The organism is Micromonospora chalcea (genome assembly GCF_002926165.1).
Lineage (GTDB): Bacteria > Actinomycetota > Actinomycetes > Mycobacteriales > Micromonosporaceae > Micromonospora > Micromonospora chalcea.
The window spans coordinates 24,562-45,135 of the sequence record NZ_MAGP01000135.1 but is presented as its reverse complement, the minus strand read 5'-3'; the positions used below and the strand labels follow the sequence as shown (position 1 = coordinate 45,135).

Here is a 20,574-nt window from a genome sequence, read left to right as displayed (position 1 = left end):
CAAACAAGGCCTCACCAAGAAAGAGATCATCCGCTGCCTCAAGCGCTACATCATCCGCGAGGTCCACACCGCCCTCCTCGCCGACTACACCGCCCTCAACACCCCTTGACATCCATAGGAGCATCCGCTCTGTCCCGCCGCGGGGGGGCCGCCTCAGAGGTGCCGGCGGACCTCCGCGGCGAACCGGGGCAGGCCGGTGCGTCCCAGCAGTACGAGCAGACCCGGTACGGTCGTCGGCTCCCTGCGGTAGGCGGCCGCCTGGCGGTGCAGGACGTCCAGTGTCTGCCCCGGGTAGAGGTCCAGCTGGTCGAGCAGGAAGTCGTCCGGGTGCATCGCCACGATGTCGAAGGACTTGAGCGACGCCTCGGGAAAATCACCGACGTTGAACGTGACCAGCACTTCCGCGTTCGCCCGGACGGCGGCAGCCAGCACGTGCCGGTCCTTGGGATCGTTGGACATGCCGTCGATGAGCGACTCGTACCCGCTGACCATGGCGTCCGGGAACGCCTCGGACATCTGGCCGATCCGGCGGTCGACCCGCTCCTCCGCGATGCCTCGTGCGATCAGGTTGCGTCGCAGCTCGTCAAGGACGTCCCTGGACCAGAGGGGCCGGTAGGCGGCGACCTCGGCCAGCCGCAGCAGGGTGTCGCAGAGATGCGCCGGGTAGAGGACGCAGGTGTCGAGAAAAGCCGGGAACGCCACTCAGGTCACGCTCATCTCGTCCTGCGCGGTGTGGCCGTCGCGTCGTACAGGCCGTCTTCCTCGGCTTCGGCGGTCATTCGGTCGAGCGTCCGGCGGCGTGCCTGCCGGGTCCGCTCCTGGTAGTCGAGAACGTCCCGGAGCATGACTCGCCGGTGACGGCCGCGCATCGTGTGCGGCATCTCGCCCTCGGACAGCAACCGGACCAGCGTGGGCCGGGAGATGTTGAGCAGGTCTGCCGCCTCCTGGGTCGTCAGCATCGTGTTGTGCGGTGCGATGGAGATCGCAAGCCCTTCGGACAGTGCCGTCACCACGTCCCGCAGCACTCCGTACAACTCGTCGGGGATCTCGATCTCGGACCCGTCCGGCCCGACCAGCCTGGCCCGCGCACGACCGCTGGCGCTCCGCAGTTCGTGCACGAACCGGGCCAGCTCAGCCGGGTCGTCCGGAGGAAGGACGGTACGTTCACGCAGCGCGCTGCTCATGACCACAAGGGTATCGCTATTCGAAAAAAACGCAACGCGTTCAGCGCGCGTGACGGGTGGGCGTGACGAGTGAGTGATTTCGCTCCACGCATCCGAATCGCGCCGCGTACTCGAAGATGTGAGCATGCGGATCCTCATGGCCGGCGTGTCCGGCTTCCTCGGCACCCGACTGGTCGACTGCCTCACCGCGGACGGCCACCAGGTCACCCGCCTGGTCCGCCGCCCACCACGCACACCCGCCGAGCGCCAGTGGAACCCGTCCGCCGCGCAACTGGACCCGCAGTGCGTCGCCGACGCGGACGCGGTGGTGAACCTGGCCGGGGCCGGGGTGGGCGACAAGCGCTGGAACGACGAGTACCGGAAGCTGATCCGGACCAGCCGCGTGGACAGCACCACCACGCTCGCCATCACGATCGCCGGTCTGCCCGCCGCGGACCGGCCCGCGGTGCTGCTGAACTCCTCGGCGGTCGGCTGGTACGGCAACACCGGTGACCGCGCGGTCACCGAGGAGGCGCCGGCCGGTGAGGGGTTCCTCGCCGACGTCTGCCGGGTGTGGGAGGCCGCGACCCGGCCGGCCGAGGACGCGGGCGTACGGGTGGTGCGCCTGCGTACCGGACTGCCGCTGCACCGCGACGGCGGCCTGCTCAAGCCGCAGCTGCTGCCGTTCCGGCTCGGCGTCGGCGGCAAGCTGGGCAACGGGCGGCAGTGGCTGCCGTGGATCTCGATGCGGGACTGGCTGAACGCGGCGAAGTTCCTGCTCGACCGCGACGACCTGGCGGGCCCGGTCAACGTGGTCGGCCCGGCGCCGGTCACCAACGCCGAGTTCACCCGGGAACTTGCCCGTCAGCTGCACCGCCCCGCGATCATGCCGATCCCGGCGGTGGCGCTGAAGGTGGTGCTCGGCGGCTTCTCGCAGGAGGCGCTCACCAGCACCCGGGTGCTGCCGGGCGTACTCGACAAGTCCGGCTTTCCCTGGACGCATCCGGACCTGCCGGGCGCGCTGCGCGCCGCCCTCACGGAGTGAGCCCGCGAGGGCGGCGCGGCGTGGCCGTTCAGCAGCCGATCACCCAGTACGCGGGCCCGGTCTGCTTGAGCGTGCTCGTGTAGAAGGTGTTGTAGAGGCCCATCCGCTGCCCGCTGCCCAGCGCGTAGGCGTACCCGCCGGACTGGTAGGCCCGCCCGGCCACCACGTGCGCGTAGTTGCTGGCGGTGACGCAGACCGGCGCGCCGGTCGGCGATGGCGTGGGCGAGGGTGACGCGGTGGGCGTGGGTGACGCGGTCGCCGTCGGGGTCGGGCTCGGCGAGGCGCCGCCACCGCCGAGCCCGAAGAAGAGCGCGTCCCGGTACGTCGAACAGATGGTGTCCAGGAAGTACGCCCCGGCGGTGCCGCACTGGTCCGCGCCGGTACCCGGGTCGACGGGGGTGCCGTGGCCCATGCCGGAGACCCGGTAGAGGCGGACCTGGTCGTTGCCGTAGACCTCCAGGCTCGTGCCGGACGGCAGCGTGGACGTGCTGGTCGGGGTGGTCGACAGGCCCAGCACGTTCGTCCACTGGTCCCGCGACTCGGCGGCGTTCGCGGTCGCCACAGTGGTGTCGCTGGTGCCGTGCCAGATCGCCACCCGGGGCCGCTTGCCGGTGTAGCCGGCGTACGCGCCGCGGACCAGGTCGCCCCACTGGGCCGGGGTCTTGTCCACACCCGGGTTCATGCAGCTGAACGCGGTGACGGTGCTGGTCGCGCAGCGGTACGGGATGCCGGCGATGATCGAGCCGCCGGCGAAGACGTCCGGGTAGGCGGCGAGCATGGCCGCGCTCATCGCGCCGCCGGCGGAGAGGCCGCTGACGTACACGCGGGCGCCGTCGGTGCCGTAGGTGGTCCTGGCGTAGTCGACCATCTGTTTGATCGACAGCGCCTCGCCCTGACCGCGGGCGGTGTCACCGGTCTCGAACCAGTTGAAGCAGGAGTTGGCGTTGTTGCCGCTGGGCTGCTGCGGCGCGATGAGCGTGAACTTCCACTGGTCGGCGTACTTCTGCCAGCCGGAGTTGGCGACGTAGGTCGAGGCGTTCTGCACGCACCCGTGCAGCAGCACCACGGCGGGCGCGCCGGCCGGCAGGCCGTCCGGGCGGTACGCGTACATGGTCAGGTTTCCGGGGTTGGAGCCGAAGCCGGTGACCTGGGTGAGCGAGGCGGCCTGGGCGGGAAGGGCGGCGACCAGCGCGGTGGCCGCGGCGAGCACGACCCCGGCCGCCGCCCCGGCGACGCGGACGTTGAGGGATGAGGAGCGGGGCACGGGAACCTCCCGATCGTGGAATGTGAACTGAGTCACCTCCGGGTTGCCGCGACGTTACGGCCGCGTTTCGTCACACCGGAATGGCCGCCGCTCACACATTCACGACCGCCGAAGTGTGCGGGCGAGTTTCGTGTCCGGGCGGTCTGCCCAGGTCCGGTTGGTAACGTCCGCTGCGTGCCGTCCTCCCCGTTCCTGGCCACCGGGCCGTCGACGACCCGCGTCCGTGACCGGCGGGCCGACCTGCTGGTGACGCTCGCCGCCCTGGCCCTGGCCTTCTGGGTCACCAGCGGCATGTGGCGTGATCCCAACAGCCGCGCCATCACCGTCAACTCCAGCGACCAGGCGCTGTTCGAGTGGCTGCTGGCGTTCGGCGGGCACGCGCTCACCCACGGGGAGAACCCGCTCTACACCACGCTGATCAACGTCCCGGACGGGGTGAACCTCGCGGTGAACACCTCGATCACCGTGTACGCGGCGGTCTTCGCGCCACTGACGTACCTGATCGGGCCGCCCGCGACGTTCCTGGTGATCCTCACGCTCAACCTCGCCGCCACCGCGGTGGCCTGGTACTGGCTGCTGAGCCGGTACCTGGTGCGCAGCCGGCTGGCCGCCGGTGTGGGGGCGCTGTTCATCGCCTTCTGCCCGGCGATGGTGTCGCACGCCAACGCGCACCTGAACTGGACCGCCGGCTGGCTGGTGCCGCTGCTGATCTGGGGCGTGTTCCGGCTGCGCCGCCCCGGCCGCGCGGTCACCGGCGGGATCGTGCTCGGGCTGCTGGTGGCGGCCGCGTTCTCGATCGCCGCCGAAGGGTTGTTCTTCACCGCGCTGGCGCTCGGCGTGTTCCTCGCCGTCTGGGCGCTGCACCCGGCCCGGTGGCCGGAGGTACGCGCCGCGCTGCCCCGGATGGCGGCCGGACTCGGAGTCACCGCGCTCGTCGCCGGAGTGCTGCTGGCGTACCCGCTCTGGCTGCACTTCCTCGGGCCGCAGCGGTTCCACGGCACCGGCTTCGACCCGCTGATCCACTCCGAGGACATCGCCGCGTACGGGTCGTACCCGCGCCGGTCGCTGGCCGGCTGGGCCGGGTGGGGCACCTCGCTGGCGCCCAACCCGACGGAGGAGAACTCGTTCTTCGGCGTACCGCTGCTCGTGCTCGGCCTGGCCTGCTTCGCGCTGCTGTGGTGGCGCGCGGACCGGGCGTTCCGGGCCACCCTCGCGGCGCTCGGGGTGACCGCGGTGGTCTTCGCGGTGCTGTCGTGGGGGCCGACGGTGAAGTGGAACGGCCGCCGTTTCGACCAGACGCTGCCGTTCGGGGTGCTGGACAACCTGCCGGTGATCAACGCGGCGCTGCCGTCCCGGCTGGCCCTTGTCGTCGCGCCGGTGATCGGCCTGCTGCTGGCGTACGCGATCGACTCGCTGCGGGCCCGGCCGCCCCGGCGCCGCGCCATCGGCGTGGCCTGGGCGCTCGGGTTCGTCGCCGCGCTGCTGCCGCTGGCGCCGACGCCGCTGTTGACCAGCGTCCGCGAACCGATCCCGGCGTTCATCACCAGTGGCGCCTGGCAGCGCTACGTCCCGCCCGACGGGGTGCTGACCCCGCTGCCGCTGACCGTCGACGTGTATCCGGACGGGCAGCGCTGGCAGGCGTACGCGCTGGCCCACCGGCAGGGTGAGTTCCGCATCCCGGCCGGGTTCTTCCTCGGGCCGGGCGGGCCGGAGGGCCGGGGCCGGATCGGGCCGGTGCCGCGCACCTTCGACTCACTGATGGACCAGGCCGGCCGGACCGGGCTGGTGCCGATCATCACCGACGGCAGCATCCGCGAGTCCCGGGCGGACCTGCGCCACTGGGGCGTGCGGGCGGTGGTGCTGCCGGACCGGGTGCACGGCGCGAAGTACGACGTCGACGAGGACGCGCTGCGGCGTACCGCCACCGCGCTGCTCGGCGAGCCGGAGCGGGTGGAGGACGTCTGGCTGTGGCGGGTGCCGGACTGACCGCCACCTCGGCCCGATGGCGACGAGGCTCACGGGTCCGGTTCCCGGGGGGCGGGACTAGGCTGGACGGGTGAGCGTGACGACTTCCGGGCTGACCGCCGTCCGCGCCGGCCTGCTCGACTACCAGGCCGCCTGGGACGAGCAGCGCCGGCTGCACGAGGCGGTGGTGGCCGGCGAGCAGGGCGACACGGTGCTGCTGCTGGAGCACCCCAGCGTCTACACCGCCGGCAAGCGCACCGAGCCGTGGGACCGCCCGATGGACGGCACCCCGGTGGTGGACGTGGACCGCGGCGGGAAGATCACCTGGCACGGTCCGGGGCAGCTCGTCGGCTACCCGATCGTCCGGCTGCCCGACCCGGTCGACGTGGTCGCGTACGTCCGCCGCACCGAGCAGCTGCTGATCGACGTGTGCGCCGAGTTCGGGCTGGCCGCCGGCCGGGTCGAGGGGCGCTCCGGCGTGTGGGTGCCGGAGGACGACAGGGGCCCGGCCCGCAAGGTGGCCGCCATCGGCATCCGGGTGGCCCGCGGCGTCACGCTGCACGGCTTCTCCGTCAACTGCGACTGCGACCTGGGCTTCTTCGACCGGATCGTGCCCTGCGGCATCCGCGACGCCGGGGTCACCTCGCTGACCGCCGAGCTGGGCCGGCCGATCACCGTCGCCGACGTGCTGCCGGTGGTCGAGCGGCACCTGCCGACGCTGACGCAGGTCTGAACCCGTGCGGCTCGACCTGGTCACGCTCGTCGTCGCCGAGTACGACCCGGCGATCGCGTTCTTCACCGAGGTGCTCGGGTTCGAGCTGGCCGAGGACAAGCCCTCGCTGACGAACGACGGCCGGCCCAAGCGCTGGGTGGTCGTACGCCCGCCGGGCGGTGGGACCGGCCTGCTGCTGGCCCGCGCCGACGGTGAGCACCAGGCCGGTGCGGTGGGCGACCAGACCCACGGCCGGGTGGGTTTCTTCCTCCAGGTCGACGACTTCGAGGCGGCGTACCGCCGGATGGCCGACGCGGGGGTCGAGTTCGTCCGGCCGCCCCGCACCGAGCCGTACGGCCGGGTCGCGGTCTTCCGCGACATCGCCGGCAACCCCTGGGACCTGCTCGGCCCGGCCTGACCGCCCGGTCCGGCCGACCGGTCCGGATCGCCGTGCGCCCAGAACCGCCGCTCGCCCAGCCCCCACCCCGCCATCGGTCACGGTGAGTGACAACGCCGCGTCCCGCGGCATGTGACCTCCCGCCTACTTTGCTCTGCAGCCAGATCCGCAACGATCACGCCCGGTCGACCGTTGCGCTCGTGGCTGCAGAGCAAAGGGCGCAGACACCCTTCCCTCCCTCCGGACGGCAGTCCGCCATAACCCCAGCTCAGCGCAATCCGCCGACGGCGAGGGCCTCTCGACCGCCCCGAAACAACCCTCACCGAGAGTGACCACTAGGCCGAGCGACCTCTCGTCACGCTCAGTGGCAGATCCGAACCGATTCCGGAGGTCGGCGGCGAGACCGCCGGCCCGATGCTGAGCCCGCGCCCGCCATCGGGGTCGGAACCGGGACCGGGACCGGCTAGGAGCGAGCCCGCCGCCGCGGACCGGCACGGAGCAAGCCGCGCGAGGGCGCAGCCGTCAGGGCGCGAGGCGGTGCAGGTCGCGCGGGAAGGCGGTCACCTCCCGGACGTTCGCCGCGCCCGTCAGCCGCGCGACGACCCGCTCCAGCCCGATCGCGAACCCGCCGTGCGGCGGCATGCCGTGCCGGAACGCGTCCACGTAACCGGCGTACGGCTCGACCGGCTCGCCGCGCGCCGCCAGCGCGGCCAGGTAGTCGGCGTGCCGGTGCAGCCGCTGCCCGCCGGTGACCAGCTCCACGCCGCGGAACAGCAGGTCGAAACCGTTCGAGTACGCGGGCCGCGCCGGGTCCGGATGGGTGTAGAAGGGGCGCTTCGCCATCGGATAGCCGGTGACGAAGAGAAAGTCGCTGCCGTGCTCCCGGAGCGCCCACTCCCCCAGCGCCCGCTCGTGCGCCGGGGCCAGATCGGGTTCGGAAGGCGGCGCGCCGGCGATCGTCAACGCCTCGGTGAAGTGCACCGCCGGGATCTCGGCCGGCACCTGCGGCGCCGTCACGCCGAGCGTGGCCAGCGCACCGTCCGCCCGGTCGGCGACTGTCGCCACCATCCCGGCCAGGGTGTCCCGCAGCACCGCCATCACGTCCCGGTGGTCGGCCACGAACCCCAGCTCGACGTCGAGCGACGTGTACTGGGCCAGGTGCCGCGCGGTGTCGTGCGGCTCGGCGCGGAACACCGGCCCGACCTCGTACACCCGCTCGAAGACGCCCACCATGAGCTGCTTGTAGAACTGCGGCGACTGGGCCAGGTAGGCGGGACGCCCGAACCAGTCCAGCGCGAACACGTTCGCCCCGCTCTCGGTGGACGAGGCGACCACCTTCGGCGTGTGCACCTCGACGAAGCCCTGCCCGTCGAGCGTGGCCCGGAAGCCGGACACGGCCGCCGCCGAGATCCGCAGCGCGGCGGATCGGCTCGGGTGCCGCAGCGCGACCGGCGCGTGGTCGAGCTGGGTGGACAGGCCGGCCGTGAGCACCGGCCGGTACAGGTCGAACGGGGGCGGGACGGCGGGCGGCCCGAGCGGACGTACCGTCGGCTCGACGACCTCGACCCCGGCGGGCGCGGCCGGGTTCGCGACCACCGTGCCGACCACCTCGACGACCGTCTCCTCGGTGAGCGCCTCGACCTGCGCGCGCACGGCGGCCGCGGTGACCACCACCTGGGCGAGCCCGCCGCCGTCGCGGAGGACCAGGAAGGCCACCGACTTGAGCAGCCGGCGGCGGTGGACCCAGCCGGCGAGCCGCACGGTGGCGCCCACATGGGCGGGGAGTTGAGAGGACAGGATGCGTTGCACGACGACTACCTCCTTGACCAATCGCAACGCGATCCCCAGGGAGGTGTGGGCGAGCGGGAACCTCGCGGTGCCACCACACCTTCGCCCCCGCCGGGGCGGGAGCCTCGTTCGTCGCCTTTTCACCGGGGCCGGCCGGGCGGGCTCTACTGGGCGCACAGGCGCTGTTCTTCCCGCAGCTCGGGAGGGTCTTCACGGCCCGGCGCCAGACCGCCTCGCAGCAACCGGCGGCTCTCTCGACTGGCGGATCGGTCCGTTACTCGGCTCCGTCACAGCTCTGCCCGGCACGCTAGCACCGGGCGCCTCGCGGTGTGACCGGGATTTTTGGCCCTTCGTGTCCGGTGTCACAGCGATTCCGGGGTGACGGCGGTCGCCCGCCGTTCATCGACCGGCGCCGACCGGCGTACGCTCGGTTTTGTGACGATCGAGCAATCCGCGCCGACGACTGAGCAGCCCGCGCGCCCCGCGACGGTCGCCCCGGAGGGGCGGCGCATGCTGCGGATCGAGGCACGCAACGCCGAGACGCCGATCGAGCGCAAGCCGCCGTGGATCAAGGTCAAGGCCAAGATGGGCCCGGAGTACACCCAGTTGCGCGGGCTCGTCTCGCGCGAGGGGCTGCACACCGTGTGCCAGGAGGCCGGCTGCCCCAACATCTACGAGTGCTGGGAGGACCGGGAGGCCACCTTCCTCATCGGTGGCGACCAGTGCACCCGGCGCTGCGACTTCTGTCAGATCGACACCGGAAAGCCGGCCGAGTTCGACGCCGACGAGCCGCGGCGCGTCGCCGAGTCGGTCGCCGCGATGGGTCTGCGTTACGCGACCATCACCGGTGTCGCCCGCGACGATCTGCCCGACGGCGGCGCCTGGCTCTACGCCGAGACGGTCCGGCAGATCCACGCGCTGCAGTCCGGCTGCGGTGTCGAACTGCTGATCCCCGACTTCAACGCCGTGCCCGAGCAGCTCGCCGAGGTGTTCGGCTCGCGGCCCGAGGTGCTGGCCCACAACGTGGAGACGGTGCCGCGCATCTTCAAGCGGATCCGCCCGGCGTTCCGCTACGAGCGTTCGCTCGACGTGATCCGCCAGGCCCGCGCCGACGGCCTGGTCACCAAGAGCAACCTGATCCTGGGCATGGGCGAGGAGCGCGCCGAGGTGTCCCAGGCGCTGCGCGACCTGCACGAAGCGGGCTGTGAGCTGATCACCATCACGCAGTACCTGCGCCCCTCCCCCCGGCACCACCCGGTCACCCGCTGGGTCAAGCCGGAGGAGTTCGTCGAGCTGCGCGAGGAGGCCGAGGAGATCGGCTTCGCGGGCGTGATGAGCGGCCCGCTGGTCCGTTCGTCGTACCGCGCGGGCCGCCTCTACCAGCAGGCGCTGGACGCCCGCCGGGAGGTCGCCGTCGCCGGCTGAGGCCGGCCGTCGACCGCGTCACCCGCCGCCGGCCACCCGCCGGATGCCATGATCACAGGCATGACCGCCGGGGTACGCGAGGAGCCACGCGAGACCGTGCGCTCCCGTACGCCCCGGCGGCTGCCGTTACCGACGCTGCTCGCCGTGCTCGTCGGGTTCGCCGCTGTGGGCTACCGGCTGGCGCTGCTGTTCGCCGACGTGCCGCCCACCAACAGCGACGAGGCGACGATGGGGCTGGCCGCCCTGCACATCGCCCGCGGCGACGGCTTCCCGGTGTGGTTCTACGGCCAGGCGTACATGGGCACGCTGGAGGCGTACCTGGCCGCGCCGCTGATCGCGCTGGCCGGACCGTCGGTGCTCGTGCTGCGGCTGCCCACGCTGGCGCTGTACGCGTTGTTCCTGCTGCTGTCCTGGCGGCTGACCCGGCGGCTCGGCGGTGACCGCTGGTACGCCCTGCTGGTCGTCGCCGTGCTGGCGCTCGGCGCGGACCGGGTGGTGAAGAACCAGCTCATCGCCGGTGGCGGCTATCCGGAGCTGAACCCGGCCGGCGCGGCGCTGGCGCTGCTCACCGTCGGGCTCTGCGTGACCGAGGCGGGCGCACGGCTGCCCCGCTGGGCGGCCTGGGGGCTGATCGCCGGGGTGCTGCTCTGGGTGGATCCGCTGATCCTGCCGTACGTGCTGACGCTCGGCGCGCTGCTCGTGGCGTGGCGGTGGCGGGAACTGGCCGGCCGGGCCGGCGTCGTGCTGGCCGGGGCGCTGCTGCTGGGTACGGCGCCGATGCTGGTGGACAGCCTCCGGCACGGCCGCAATCCGGTGGCCGCCGTGCTGGCGGCCGGTGGTACGGGCGCGTCGGCGGACTGGGCCGACCGGCTGTACGGCGGGCTGGTGCTCGGGCCGCCGCTGGCGATGGGCTTCTGCTCGCCCGGCCGGTGCGCCACCTGGCAGCTCTGGTGGGCCTTCGCGTTCCCGCTGCTGTTGCTGCTCGCCGCGTTCACCGCGTGGCACACCCTGCGACGAACCTGGGGCGGTCCACGCTCGGTGGAACGGGTGTCGGCCGGGGTGCGGCTGGCGCTGCTCGGCGGCGCGGCCGGGGTCCTCGCCGCCTACGCGGTCAGCAACGCGGCCGGGCGGACGCCGATCGAGAGCAGCCGGTACCTGTCGTGCCTGGCGGTGGCGGTGCCCGCCCTGCTCTGGCCACTGTGGCAGGCCGTCCGCCCACTCGCCGAGGTGGAGTCGATCAAGGCGGCCGGCGAACGGGCGGCCGGGGCTAGGGCCCGCGTGGCGGGTGTCGGGGCGGTGGCGGTACTCGCAGGTGTGCTCGGAACCGGCGCGGCGACCACAGTGGAGGTGATCCGGGCGGCCCCGGCCGTGCACGCCGAGGCCGACCGGCACCGCTCGCTCGTGGACACGCTCCGCGCGCTCGGCGTCCGGCACGTGCGCGGCGGCTACTGGACGTGCAACCGGCTCACCTACGCCACCGGCGAGAACGTGCTCTGCGCCGTGGTCGAGGACGACCTGCGCCCCGGATTCGACCGGCTGCCCGCGTACCGGCGGGAGGTGGCCGCCGACCCGGACGCCGCCTGGGTGGCGCTCGCCGGCTCGCCGCTGGCCGCCCGGCTGGACGCGCGCCTCGGCCCCGAACCGGGCGCGCTCGACGTCGTCACGGTCGCCGGCTGGCGGATCTACCTGCCACGCCGCTGACGCAGGCCCGGTGGCGGGTCGAGCAGACCGAGGCGGTGGGCCAGCGCGGCGGCCTCCACCCGGTTGGTCACGTCCAGCTTGGCGATGATCCGGGACACGTGCACGCTCGCCGTCTTCGGCGAGATGAACAGCCGCTCGGCGATGCGGCTGTTGCTGTGCCCCTCGGCCACCAGCCGCAGCACCTCCCGTTCCCGGCTGGTCAGCAGGTCCGGCCCGGGTCGCCCGGTGCCGCGCAGCCCGACCCGCCGGGCCAGCGTCGCCGCCTGCTCGCCCAGCGGGGTGGCGCCGAGCCGGGCGGCCACCTCGACCGTCTCCCGTACCGCGGCGGCCACGTCGTCCCGCTCGCCCGCCGCGGCGGCCGCCTCGGCCAGCCCGAGCAGCGCCCGGCCCAGCGGGTACGGCTGCCCGGCCGTCCGCCACGCCGCCACCGCCGCCCGCCACTGCGCGAGCGCCCCGGCGGGACCGGTGGGCGCGAGCCCGGCCAGGACGGCGGTGACGTGCGCCGCGTACGCCTGTTCGGCCGGATGCCGGGCGGGCAGCGCGGCGGCCCTGGTGGACACGTCGGCGGCGAGCGTCGCGTCACCGGCCAGCGCGGCGGTACGCGCCACCGCGCCGAGCACCGGCCAGCCCTCGCGCGGCAGGTCGGCCAGGTGCGGGTCGGCCAGGGCGGCGCGCGCCGCGCGTACCGCTTCCAGCTTGTCGTCGGCGGCGAGCGCGGCCTCCACGCGCAGCTCGTGCAGCGGCAGCCGGTGGTTGGGCCACAGGTAAGGGCGGCTGAGGAACGCCAGCGCCCGCCCGACGACCTCGTCGGCGGCGGGGTGGGCGCGGGCCAGGTGCAGCCCGGCGCGCAGTTGCAGCCAGTGCAGACCGGAGACGCCGGGCGGGTCGATGCGGGCCGCCTCGGCGCAGGTGGCGTCCGCCTCGTCCCAGCGGCCCAGCGCGATCAGCGCCTCGGCCCGGTTCGACAGCAGGTACGCCCCGATCGAGCGGCTGATGCCGACCCGGCGCGCCTCGGTCACCCCGGCCGCGGCCGCCTGTTCGGACTCGTCGTAGCGGCCCAGCTCGTAGAGCACGTCGGAAAGGAAGACCAGCGCGCTGACCAGGGCCCACGAGTCCCCGGCGGCGCGGGCCCGCGCCTCGACCCGGCGCAGCTCGGCCAGCCCGCGCTCCGGCGTGCCGTCGAGGCGGTGCAGCAGGGCGATCCGGGTGGGCAGCAGCACCAGGTCGGTGCCGACCTCGGACGCGCCGGCCGCGGCTTCGGCGGCCACCGTGGCGGCCTCGCGCGGGTCGACCTTCATCAGGTGCGACGCGATGTCGGCCAGCACGGCGAACCGTTCCGGGCCGTCGGGGGCGCGGGCCGCCAGCCGGTACGCCTCGCGCAGCTCGGCCGCGCCGTCGCTCTTGCCGAGCAGCGCGAACAGCCGGCCCCGGTGGTCGAGCAGGCGGGCGGCGCGCAGCGGTTCGGCGTCGGGGTCGACCTCGGCCAGCGCGGCCCGGGTGAGCGTGAGCGCCCGGCTGAGGTCACCGGCGGTGACCGCGGCGATGAGCGTGTCCTCCAGTACCCGCAGGTGGTCCATGCCGAGCCGGTCGGCGGCGTCGGGCACCTGCTCCCACAGTTCGAGGACGCGCTCCAGCAGCCGGCTCTGCTCGGCGTACGCGTACCGTTCGGCGGCTGCCTCGGCGGCGACCCGGGCGGCGGTGAGCGCGCGCGGGTGGTCGTGCGCCGCGTACCAGTGGTGGGCGATCTCGGCCGGCGCGCGACCGGCGGCGACCAGGTGGGGTTGGGCCTCGATCGCGGCGGCGTACCGGGCGTGCAGCCGGGCGTGCTCGCCGGGCAGCAGGTCGTCGTGCACCGCCTCGCGGACCAGCGCGTGCCGGAACTCGTAGTCGCCGTCCGGGTCGGCCACCACGAGCTGACCGGCGACGGCGGCGCGCAGCGCGTCCTCCAGTTCGGCCTCGGGTAGGCCGGCCACCTCGGCGAGCAGCTGGTGGGCGAAGCGGGTGCCGCCGGCGGCGGCGATCCGCAGCACCCGCTGGGCCGGCTCGGGCAGCCGGTCGACGCGGGCCAGCAGCAGGTCGCGCAGCGTCTCCGGGATGGTGGCGCAGCCGACCGGGCCACCGGCGGCGGCCAGCTCCTCGATGAAGAACGGGTTGCCCTGGGTGCGTTCGTGCACGTCGTCCACGGTCCGGGCGAACTGCTCGACACCGAGCAGGTCGGCGAGCACGGCGGCGGTGCCGTCGCGGTCGAGGCGGCCCAGCTCGATCCGGTCCACGCCGCGGACCCGGTCCAGCTCGGCGAGGAACGGCCGCAGCGGGTGCCCGCGGTGCAGCTCGTCGGTGCGGTACGTGCAGACCACCAGCAGGCGGGTGGCGCGGGCGGCCCGCACCAGGAAGCCGATCAGGTCGCGGGTGGAGCGGTCGGCCCAGTGCAGGTCCTCGATCACCAGCACCAGCGGGCGTTCCTCGGCGATGCGCCGGAACAGGTCGGCGACCAGGTCGAACAGGTAGCCGCGCGGGGTGTCGGCGAGGGCCGGCCCGGCGGGCGCGGCGGCCCCGGCGGGCATCCGGGCCAGCTCGGGCAGCAGCCGGGCGAACTCCGCCTCGTAGCCGGCGAAGGCGGCCGGCCCGTCGTGGCGCAGCACGTCGCGCAGCGCGGCCGCGAACGGGGCGAACGGCAGGCCGGCCTCGCCCAGTTCCAGGCACTGGCCGACCAGCAGCCGCGCCCCGGCGGTGTGGACGTGCGTGCCGAACTCCTCCAGCAGCCGGGTCTTGCCGACCCCGGCCTCGCCGCCGACGAGCACGGTCGTCGGGTCGCCGGACCGCGCCCGGGCCAGCGCGTCGCCGAGCACTGTCAGCTCGGGCCGGCGGCCGACGAGAACGGTGCTGGCGGCGCGTACTGTCACGCCGTCGAGCATGCCACGGCCCCCCGACGGCCCGGCCCGGCCGATCGGGGGGTGGACGGCCGCCGGCGCGGTCACCGGCGGGCGTCGGTGATGCGGGCGTGGTGCTGTCGGCGGCTCAGCCAGCCGCGCGGGTGCCGTCGGGGCAGCGACCGGGCCAGCCGGTCCTGCGCCGCGTCGGCCTGCAGTTCGGAGGCGTGGCTGCGGTGGATGCTGAGGATGAACTCCGCGTCGTTGCCGAACATGTCGGATCTCCCTGTCGTGGGTCTGTCGTCGCTGTCGAGATCCACTTTTCGCGCGAAGGTGCCCCCGGCACATGGGTACGCCGCCTGATCTTTGCCCCCGCCGCCTCCTTACCTGAGGGCCGACGAGGGGCCGCGCGGCCGTAAGGTACTCAGCCCGCTCCGGAAGAGGCGGCCACGGATCAACGTGACGTGCGCCGACCACTAGACTCTGCGGCATGGCAAAGCCCCAGGAGAAGGTCTCGTTCGGCCAGCGGCTGAAGCAGATCGGGATGGTGTTCCGGTTCACCGCCAAGCAGGACAAGTGGTTCGCGCCGCTGACGGCGGCGGCGGTGCTGATCCCGCTCGCGCTCACCGTGGTCGCGGTGATCGCCTGGGGCTGGATCTGGCTTCCGATCGGCATCCTGCTGGCCATGCTGGCCGTGCTGATCGTGCTCAACCTGCGCTCCAACAAGGCGATGATGAACGCCGCGGAGGGGCAGCCGGGCGCGGCGGCGCAGATCATGGAGAGCATGCGTGGCGACTGGCGGGTCACCCCGGCGGTCAGTTCCACCACGCAGATGGACATGGTGCACCTGGTGGTGGGCCGGCAGGGCGTGATCCTGCTGGCCGAGGGGAACCCGCAGCGTGTGCGTGGCCTGCTCGGCCAGGAGAAGCGCCGGCTGGCGAAGGTGATCGGCACGGCGCCGCTGCACGACTACGTGATCGGGCAGGGCGAGGGTGAGCTGCCGGTCCGCAAGCTGCGGATGACGCTGATGCGGCTGCCCCGCGCCCTGTCCCCGAAGGACGTCAACGCGCTCGACAAGCGGCTCAAGGCGCTGACGGCGCGGCCGCAGATGCCCAAGGGCGCGGTCCCGAAGAACATGCGGCCGCCGCGTGGCGCGTTCCGGCAGACCCGGGGTCGCTGACCTTCGGCGTACGCGAGAAGGAGCCGGTCCCGTGCGGGGCCGGCTCCTTTCTTGTGCGGGTCAGCGGCGGGGCGCGTCGGTGACGACGGCGCCGGCGAGCCGGTCGTGCAGGCCGCGCTTGTGCTCGTCCATGAGCAGGGCCGGCACGACGAGGGCCAGCAGGAGTCCGCGCAGCAGCCCGCGGAGCAGCCCGATCCGGCCGCCGTCGGCCCAGGCGACGCAGCGCAGCCGGGTCAGGTACATGCCGGGGGTCTGGGCGAACAGGCCGATGAAGAAGCCGTACTCCAGGATCAGCACCAGGACCGGCGGCCAGCCGTCGCGGACCGGGTCGGAGAAGGCCCGGGCGACCATCAGGCACAGCACCCAGTCGATGATCAGGGCGCCGAATCGGCGGCCGAGGCTGGGCGGGGTGAAGGCGGGGTCGGCGGCGGGCGGCACCGGTGTGGCGGCGGTATCGGTCACAGCGGCCAGGGTAGCGCCGCCGCAACCCCTGACGAAAAATCCGACATTCGCCACCAGAGCGTGCCGGAGTGACGCTCCGCAAGCGACGTAACACGGCGGAAACAGACGAGACACGGCCGGGCAACCCCCCGGCCATAGCGTCGCCAGTAGTTAGCTACCGGAGTGGACCTGCCAGGAGGACGTGTGTTCGCCAATTCCGAGGAACTCCTGCGATACCTCGCCAACGAGGACGTGAAGTTCGTCGACGTACGTTTCTGTGACCTGCCCGGCGTGATGCAGCACTTCAACCTGCCGGTCGAGTCGTTCGACGACAGCGTGTTCACCGACGGCCTCGCCTTCGACGGCTCCTCGATCCGCGGGTTCCAGGCCATCCACGAGTCCGACATGCTCCTGCTGCCGGACGTCGCCACCGCCTTCATCGACCCGTTCCGCACGCAGAAGACCCTCGCGCTGAACTTCTTCATCCACGACCCGTTCACCCGCGAGGCCTACTCCCGCGACCCCCGCAACGTCGCCAAGAAGGCCGAGGCCTACCTCGCCGCCAGCGGCATCGCCGACACCGCCTACTTCGGCGCCGAAGCCGAGTTCTACATCTTCGACTCCATCCGCCACGAAACCTCCGCCCACCAGTCGTTCTACTACATCGACTCGATCGAGGGCGCCTGGAACAGCGGCCGGATCGAAGAGGGCGGCAACCGCGGCTACAAGACCGCCTACAAGGGCGGCTACTTCCCGGTGCCCCCGGTGGACCACTACGCCGACCTGCGTGACCGGATCGTGCGGCGCCTCGTCGACGGTGGCTTCACCGTCGAGCGGTCGCACCACGAGGTCGGCACCGCCGGCCAGTCGGAGATCAACTACAAGTTCTCCACGCTGCTGCACGCCGCCGACCAGCTCCAGCTGTTCAAGTACATCGTCAAGAACGAGACCTGGGCCGCGGGCAAGACCGCCACGTTCATGCCCAAGCCGCTGTTCGGCGACAACGGCTCCGGCATGCACACCCACCAGAGCCTGTGGCGCGGCGGCGAACCCCTGTTCTACGACGAGACCGGCTACGCCGGCCTGTCCGACACCGCCCGCTGGTACATCGGCGGCCTCCTGCACCACGCCCCCTCGCTGCTGGCCTTCACCAACCCGACGGTGAACTCCTACCGTCGTCTGGTGCCCGGCTTCGAGGCCCCGGTGAACCTGGTCTACTCGCAGCGCAACCGCTCCGCGTGCACCCGCATCCCGGTCACCGGCAGCAACCCGAAGGCCAAGCGCGTCGAGTTCCGGGTGCCGGACCCGTCCAGCAACCCGTACCTGGCGTTCTCGGCGATGATGATGGCCGGCCTCGACGGCATCAAGAACAAGATCGAGCCGCCGGCGCCGATCGACAAGGACCTCTACGACCTGCCCCCGGAGGAGTGGGGCGACGTCAAGCAGGTCCCGGGCTCGCTGCCGGAGGTGCTCACCGCGCTCGAGGCCGACCACGACTACCTGCTCGACGGCGGCGTGTTCACGCCGGACCTGATCTCGACCTGGGTCGAGTGGAAGCGGGCCAACGAGGTCGACCCGGTGCGCCTGCGCCCGACCCCGCACGAGTTCGCGATGTACTTCGACTGCTGAGCACGCTCGTCAGCACCGGCCGGGCCGGCTCCGCGATGGCGGAGCCGGCCCGGCCGTTTCACGCGGCTCGGCGGCGCAGTGCCGCCCGGACGCCGGCCACCGCGACGACCACCACCAGCACCGTCATCAGCACCGCGCCGGGCGCCTTCGTGAACCGGGCCAGGTTGGTGCCGTCGGGCAGCGTGAGCAGCGAGACCGCCGCGCAGGGGGCCACGAACCACACCTCCCGGGCCAGCGGCACCGCCGCCACCGCGAGCAGCGTCAGCGGCCAGATCGCGTACCAGGGGTGGAAGACCGGTGCGAGCAGCACGGTGGCGGCGAGCGCCAGTCCCGCGCCGAGCAGCGCCACCCGGGGCCGGGCCAGCGTCAGCCGGGCGACCCGCTGCCGGGCGTCGTTGAGCCGCCGCAGCGTCGTCCACGCCCGCCACCAGAGCGCGACGAGGGTCCCGGCCAGCAACGCCAGCGCGACGGCGCGCACCACCGGGACCGCCCGGGGCCGCTGCCCGGCCAGTTCGCCGGCGTAGTCGATGACGAACCCGATCGCGGTGGGCGGTGAGGTCCACTGCTGCGAGTCGCCGCTGTGGCCGAGTCCGCCGATCCAGCCCAGCCCGAGGCCGGTGGCGAGCGAGACGACGAGCAGCGTGCCGAGCACCGACGCGGCCAGTTGCCCGCCGTCGCGCAGCAGCGCCCGCCAGGTGTAGCGGCCGAGCACGGCGGCGAGCGCCGCGAACGGCAGCGCCACCACCGCCACCGCCTTCACCGCCACGGCCAGGCCGAGCAGCACCCCGGCGACCAGCAGCGCGCGCGGTTTGCCCGGCAGGCGGACCAGCACCAGCAGGCCGAGCAGGAGCAGGCCGAGCGCGAGCGCGTCGTTGTGCGCGCCGGCCACCAGGTGTACGCCGACCAGGGGGCAGGCGAGCACCAGCCAGGCGGCCCGGCGGATGGGCACCCCGGCGGCCCGGGCCAGCCCGGGCAGGCACAGCGCGGCCAGAAGCACCCCGGCCACCGCTATCAGCCGCAGCGCCACGACGGTCCCGATCAGGCCGCCGCCGGCGAGGACGGCGAGCCCGGCCAGCAGCACGAAGAACGGCCCGTACGGCGCCGGGGTGTCCCGCCAGATCGGCGACACCGAGTCGGTCCACGGGCAGCCAGCCGCCGCGACCCCCACCCGGTACGGGCTGAGGCCCTGCGTCCACGTCCAGCCCTGGCAGGCGTACGAGTAGACGTCGCGGCTGCCGATCGGCGGCGCGGCGAGCAGCGGCAGCGACCAGAGCCCGGCGGTCACGTACGCCCATCGGCCGGACGGCGCGCCCCACCGCAGCGACCACCAGGCGCCGACCAGCAGCAGCGTCCCGGCCAGCCAGCAGCCGAGCGTCAGCGGCCCGTTCGGGGCCGCCCAGATCGCGGCGAGCGTGCTGCGCGGGGGCGGGCCGGGCAGCGCGCCGCCGAGCCACCCGGCGACGGTGAGCAGCACCGCCCCGGCGAGACCGGCGTAGCGGGCGACGGCGGCGGCGATCGGCCGGACCGGTCCGTCGACCTCGCTCACCGGCACACTCCTCAGTCCGCGGGAACCGGCTGCCGGCCCTTGCGAGCCGACCGTACCAACCAGACGACCACGCCGATCACGAACAGCGTCATCAGCGGCGCACCGGGCATCTTGCTGTACCGGGCCAGCCCGGTTCCGTCGGCGAGCACCAGGAACGACGACACCACGGTGACGATCGAGAACCAGAGCGTGCGGTGCGCGGTGGCAGCCAGCATCGCCAGCGGCCACAGCCAGTACCAGGGGTGGAACAGCGGGGACAGCGCGACGGTGGCGGTGAGCGCCAGCGCGGCGTGCCAGAACGGCTCACCGCGACGCAACGAGCGGAACCACAGCCAGATCAGCACCCCGACCAGCACGACCATGCCGATCGCCCGGGTCACCGGCAGCGCGTCGACGTGCACCCCGAACGGCGCCAGCAGATAGCCGACGGTCTGCCCCACCGCTGTCGGCGGCGACGTCCAGGCCACCACCAGGCTGCCCTGCTCCAGCCCGCTGATGAACCCCAGCCCCAGGCCGGAGACGAGCGTCACCCCGGCCAGCGCCACGAGCGATCCGCCGACCACCCACCCACCGTCGCGGACCAGCGACCTGATCCGGTACGCCCCGACGATGGCGGCGAGCGCGGCGAACGGCATCACGACCAGCGCGGTGACCTTGACGGCGGCCGCGAGTCCGAGCAGCGCCCCACCGGCGAGCAGCGGCCAGGGCCGCCCCGGCCGGGCCGCCACCACTGCCAGCCCGGCCACGAGCAGGCCGATCATCAGCGCGTCGTTGTGCGCGCCGGATATCAGGTGCACGGGCACCAGCGGGCTGGCCAGCGCCAGCCACAGCGCCCGCCGCGGCGGCACCCCGCAGCGGCGGGCCAGCACCGGCAGCGCCCACGCGGTGAGCGCCACCCCGGCCACGGCGAGCAGCCGGAACAGCGCGACCGCGCCGAGCAGCGACCCGGTCGCCTCCACCACCGCACCGGCGAGCAGCACGAACAGCGGCCCGTACGGCGCCGGGGTGTCCCGCCAGATGTAGGAGATGGTGTCCAGCCAGGGGCAGGGCAGCGCCGACACGCCCTGCTCGTAGGGGTTGATCCCGGCCGAGAAACTGGCGCCCTGGCAGGCGTACGCGTACACGTCCCGGCTGCCCAGCGGCGGCGCGACGAGCATCGGCAGCAGCCACAGCGCGACTGTGACCAGCACCCAGCGCGACGACGGCACCCGGTCCCGCAACGACCACCACGCCCACGCCAGCAGCCCGGTGCCGACCAGCCACAACGCGATGATCAGCGGCCCGTTCGGGCCCTGCCAGATGCTGACCGGGGTGGGACGCAACTCGCCGTCGGGCAGGGCGCCGCCGAGGAACGCGGCCACGGCGAGCAGCACCGAACCCGCCAGGCCGATCCAACGCGAGAGGTGGTGAGGCACGCCCGACATGCTGCCAGTACGGTGGTTCGCGAT

17 protein-coding genes are annotated in these 20,574 nt (G+C 73.5%); 8 read left to right on the top strand and 9 right to left on the bottom strand.

All coding sequences use genetic code 11. From position 1 onward, the window contains the following. Positions 1–153: 153 nt before the first annotated feature. On the bottom strand, positions 154–702 hold the full coding sequence (locus tag BAW75_RS22740; protein WP_043329330.1) for a PIN domain-containing protein: 549 nt from the start codon (positions 700–702) through the stop codon (positions 154–156). Positions 703–713: 11 nt separating this feature from the next. Continuing rightward, positions 714–1,184, bottom strand: coding sequence for a helix-turn-helix domain-containing protein (locus tag BAW75_RS22735; RefSeq protein ID WP_043331068.1), 471 nt, complete (start codon positions 1,182–1,184; stop codon positions 714–716). A 124-nt stretch (positions 1,185–1,308) separates the two neighbouring features. Between BAW75_RS22735 and BAW75_RS22730 the strand changes: the two genes are divergently transcribed. Then, a complete protein-coding gene (locus BAW75_RS22730; RefSeq protein ID WP_104114843.1) occupies positions 1,309–2,208 on the top strand; it encodes a TIGR01777 family oxidoreductase in 900 nt (299 codons plus the stop codon). Positions 2,209–2,236: 28 nt separating this feature from the next. Here BAW75_RS22730 and BAW75_RS22725 read toward each other — a convergent pair whose 3' ends face one another. Beyond that, on the bottom strand, positions 2,237–3,472 hold the full coding sequence (locus BAW75_RS22725) for an extracellular catalytic domain type 1 short-chain-length polyhydroxyalkanoate depolymerase (RefSeq protein WP_104114842.1): 1,236 nt from the start codon (positions 3,470–3,472) through the stop codon (positions 2,237–2,239). A 174-nt stretch (positions 3,473–3,646) separates the two neighbouring features. Between BAW75_RS22725 and BAW75_RS22720 the strand changes: the two genes are divergently transcribed. The 3 genes from BAW75_RS22720 to BAW75_RS22710 all read left to right on the top strand — a co-directional run bounded on the left by BAW75_RS22720 (position 3,647) and on the right by BAW75_RS22710 (position 6,567). Then, the gene (locus BAW75_RS22720; protein WP_104114841.1) at positions 3,647–5,458 is read left to right on the top strand and encodes a DUF6311 domain-containing protein; all 1,812 of its coding nucleotides are present in this window, start codon (positions 3,647–3,649) and stop codon (positions 5,456–5,458) included. 70 nt (positions 5,459–5,528) lie between these two features. Continuing rightward, on the top strand, positions 5,529–6,170 hold the full coding sequence (lipB, locus tag BAW75_RS22715; RefSeq protein ID WP_043329324.1) for a lipoyl(octanoyl) transferase LipB: 642 nt from the start codon (positions 5,529–5,531) through the stop codon (positions 6,168–6,170). Positions 6,171–6,174: 4 nt separating this feature from the next. Continuing rightward, complete coding sequence (locus BAW75_RS22710) at positions 6,175–6,567, top strand: VOC family protein (RefSeq protein ID WP_104114840.1); 393 nt, start codon at positions 6,175–6,177, stop codon at positions 6,565–6,567. Positions 6,568–7,068: 501 nt separating this feature from the next. Here BAW75_RS22710 and aspS read toward each other — a convergent pair. After that, positions 7,069–8,355, bottom strand: a complete 1,287-nt coding sequence (gene aspS, locus BAW75_RS22705) for an aspartate--tRNA(Asn) ligase (protein WP_104114849.1) — start codon at positions 8,353–8,355, stop codon at positions 7,069–7,071. A 357-nt stretch (positions 8,356–8,712) separates the two neighbouring features. On the opposite strand from aspS, the gene lipA reads away from it, so the two are divergent. Continuing rightward, positions 8,713–9,759 (top strand): lipoyl synthase, encoded by a 1,047-nt coding sequence (gene lipA, locus BAW75_RS22700; RefSeq protein WP_167435604.1) that lies wholly within the window; start codon positions 8,713–8,715, stop codon positions 9,757–9,759. Between the two features lie 60 nt (positions 9,760–9,819). Beyond that, a complete protein-coding gene (locus tag BAW75_RS22695) occupies positions 9,820–11,460 on the top strand; it encodes a DUF423 domain-containing protein (protein WP_244206223.1) in 1,641 nt (546 codons plus the stop codon). Here BAW75_RS22695 and BAW75_RS22690 read toward each other — a convergent pair. Together BAW75_RS22690 and BAW75_RS32400 are read right to left on the bottom strand one after the other, a co-directional pair. Further along, positions 11,442–14,363, bottom strand: a complete 2,922-nt coding sequence (locus BAW75_RS22690; protein ID WP_244206222.1) for an ATP-binding protein — start codon at positions 14,361–14,363, stop codon at positions 11,442–11,444. The two genes, BAW75_RS22695 and BAW75_RS22690, sit on opposite strands and share 19 nt — an antisense overlap. A gap of 71 nt (positions 14,364–14,434) precedes the next feature. Next, entirely contained in the window at positions 14,435–14,605 is a 171-nt protein-coding gene (locus BAW75_RS32400; protein ID WP_166456627.1) for a hypothetical protein, read from the bottom strand. Positions 14,606–14,820: 215 nt separating this feature from the next. Here BAW75_RS32400 and BAW75_RS22685 point away from each other — a divergent pair, with 215 nt between their 5' ends. Continuing rightward, the gene (locus BAW75_RS22685) at positions 14,821–15,510 is read left to right on the top strand and encodes a DUF4191 domain-containing protein (RefSeq protein ID WP_030500092.1); all 690 of its coding nucleotides are present in this window, start codon (positions 14,821–14,823) and stop codon (positions 15,508–15,510) included. A gap of 60 nt (positions 15,511–15,570) precedes the next feature. Here the strand turns inward: BAW75_RS22685 and BAW75_RS22680 are convergent, their stop codons facing one another. Beyond that, the gene (locus tag BAW75_RS22680; RefSeq protein ID WP_043329315.1) at positions 15,571–15,972 is read right to left on the bottom strand and encodes an RDD family protein; all 402 of its coding nucleotides are present in this window, start codon (positions 15,970–15,972) and stop codon (positions 15,571–15,573) included. Between the two features lie 183 nt (positions 15,973–16,155). Here BAW75_RS22680 and glnA point away from each other — a divergent pair, with 183 nt between their 5' ends. Continuing rightward, a complete protein-coding gene (gene glnA / locus BAW75_RS22675; RefSeq protein ID WP_043329312.1) occupies positions 16,156–17,580 on the top strand; it encodes a type I glutamate--ammonia ligase in 1,425 nt (474 codons plus the stop codon). A 58-nt stretch (positions 17,581–17,638) separates the two neighbouring features. Here the strand turns inward: glnA and mptB (BAW75_RS22670) are convergent, their stop codons facing one another. Further along, on the bottom strand, positions 17,639–19,126 hold the full coding sequence (mptB, locus tag BAW75_RS22670; RefSeq protein ID WP_104114838.1) for a polyprenol phosphomannose-dependent alpha 1,6 mannosyltransferase MptB: 1,488 nt from the start codon (positions 19,124–19,126) through the stop codon (positions 17,639–17,641). Between the two features lie 11 nt (positions 19,127–19,137). Further along, a complete protein-coding gene (mptB, locus tag BAW75_RS22665; protein WP_104114847.1) occupies positions 19,138–20,550 on the bottom strand; it encodes a polyprenol phosphomannose-dependent alpha 1,6 mannosyltransferase MptB in 1,413 nt (470 codons plus the stop codon). Positions 20,551–20,574 lie beyond the last annotated feature (24 nt).

What these genes read in the sequence shown, in the direction of transcription:
- BAW75_RS22685 (WP_030500092.1), top strand. Translation starts at nt 14,821, where the DNA reads ATGGCAAAGCCCCAGGAGAAGGTCTCGTTCGGCCAGCGGCTGAAGCAG.
- BAW75_RS22695 (WP_244206223.1), top strand. Translation starts at nt 9,820, where the DNA reads ATGACCGCCGGGGTACGCGAGGAGCCACGCGAGACCGTGCGCTCCCGT.
- BAW75_RS22735 (WP_043331068.1), bottom strand. Translation starts at nt 1,184, where the DNA reads ATGAGCAGCGCGCTGCGTGAACGTACCGTCCTTCCTCCGGACGACCCG.
- mptB (WP_104114847.1), bottom strand. Translation starts at nt 20,550, where the DNA reads ATGTCGGGCGTGCCTCACCACCTCTCGCGTTGGATCGGCCTGGCGGGT.
- BAW75_RS32400 (WP_166456627.1), bottom strand. Translation starts at nt 14,605, where the DNA reads ATGTTCGGCAACGACGCGGAGTTCATCCTCAGCATCCACCGCAGCCAC.
- BAW75_RS22730 (WP_104114843.1), top strand. Translation starts at nt 1,309, where the DNA reads ATGCGGATCCTCATGGCCGGCGTGTCCGGCTTCCTCGGCACCCGACTG.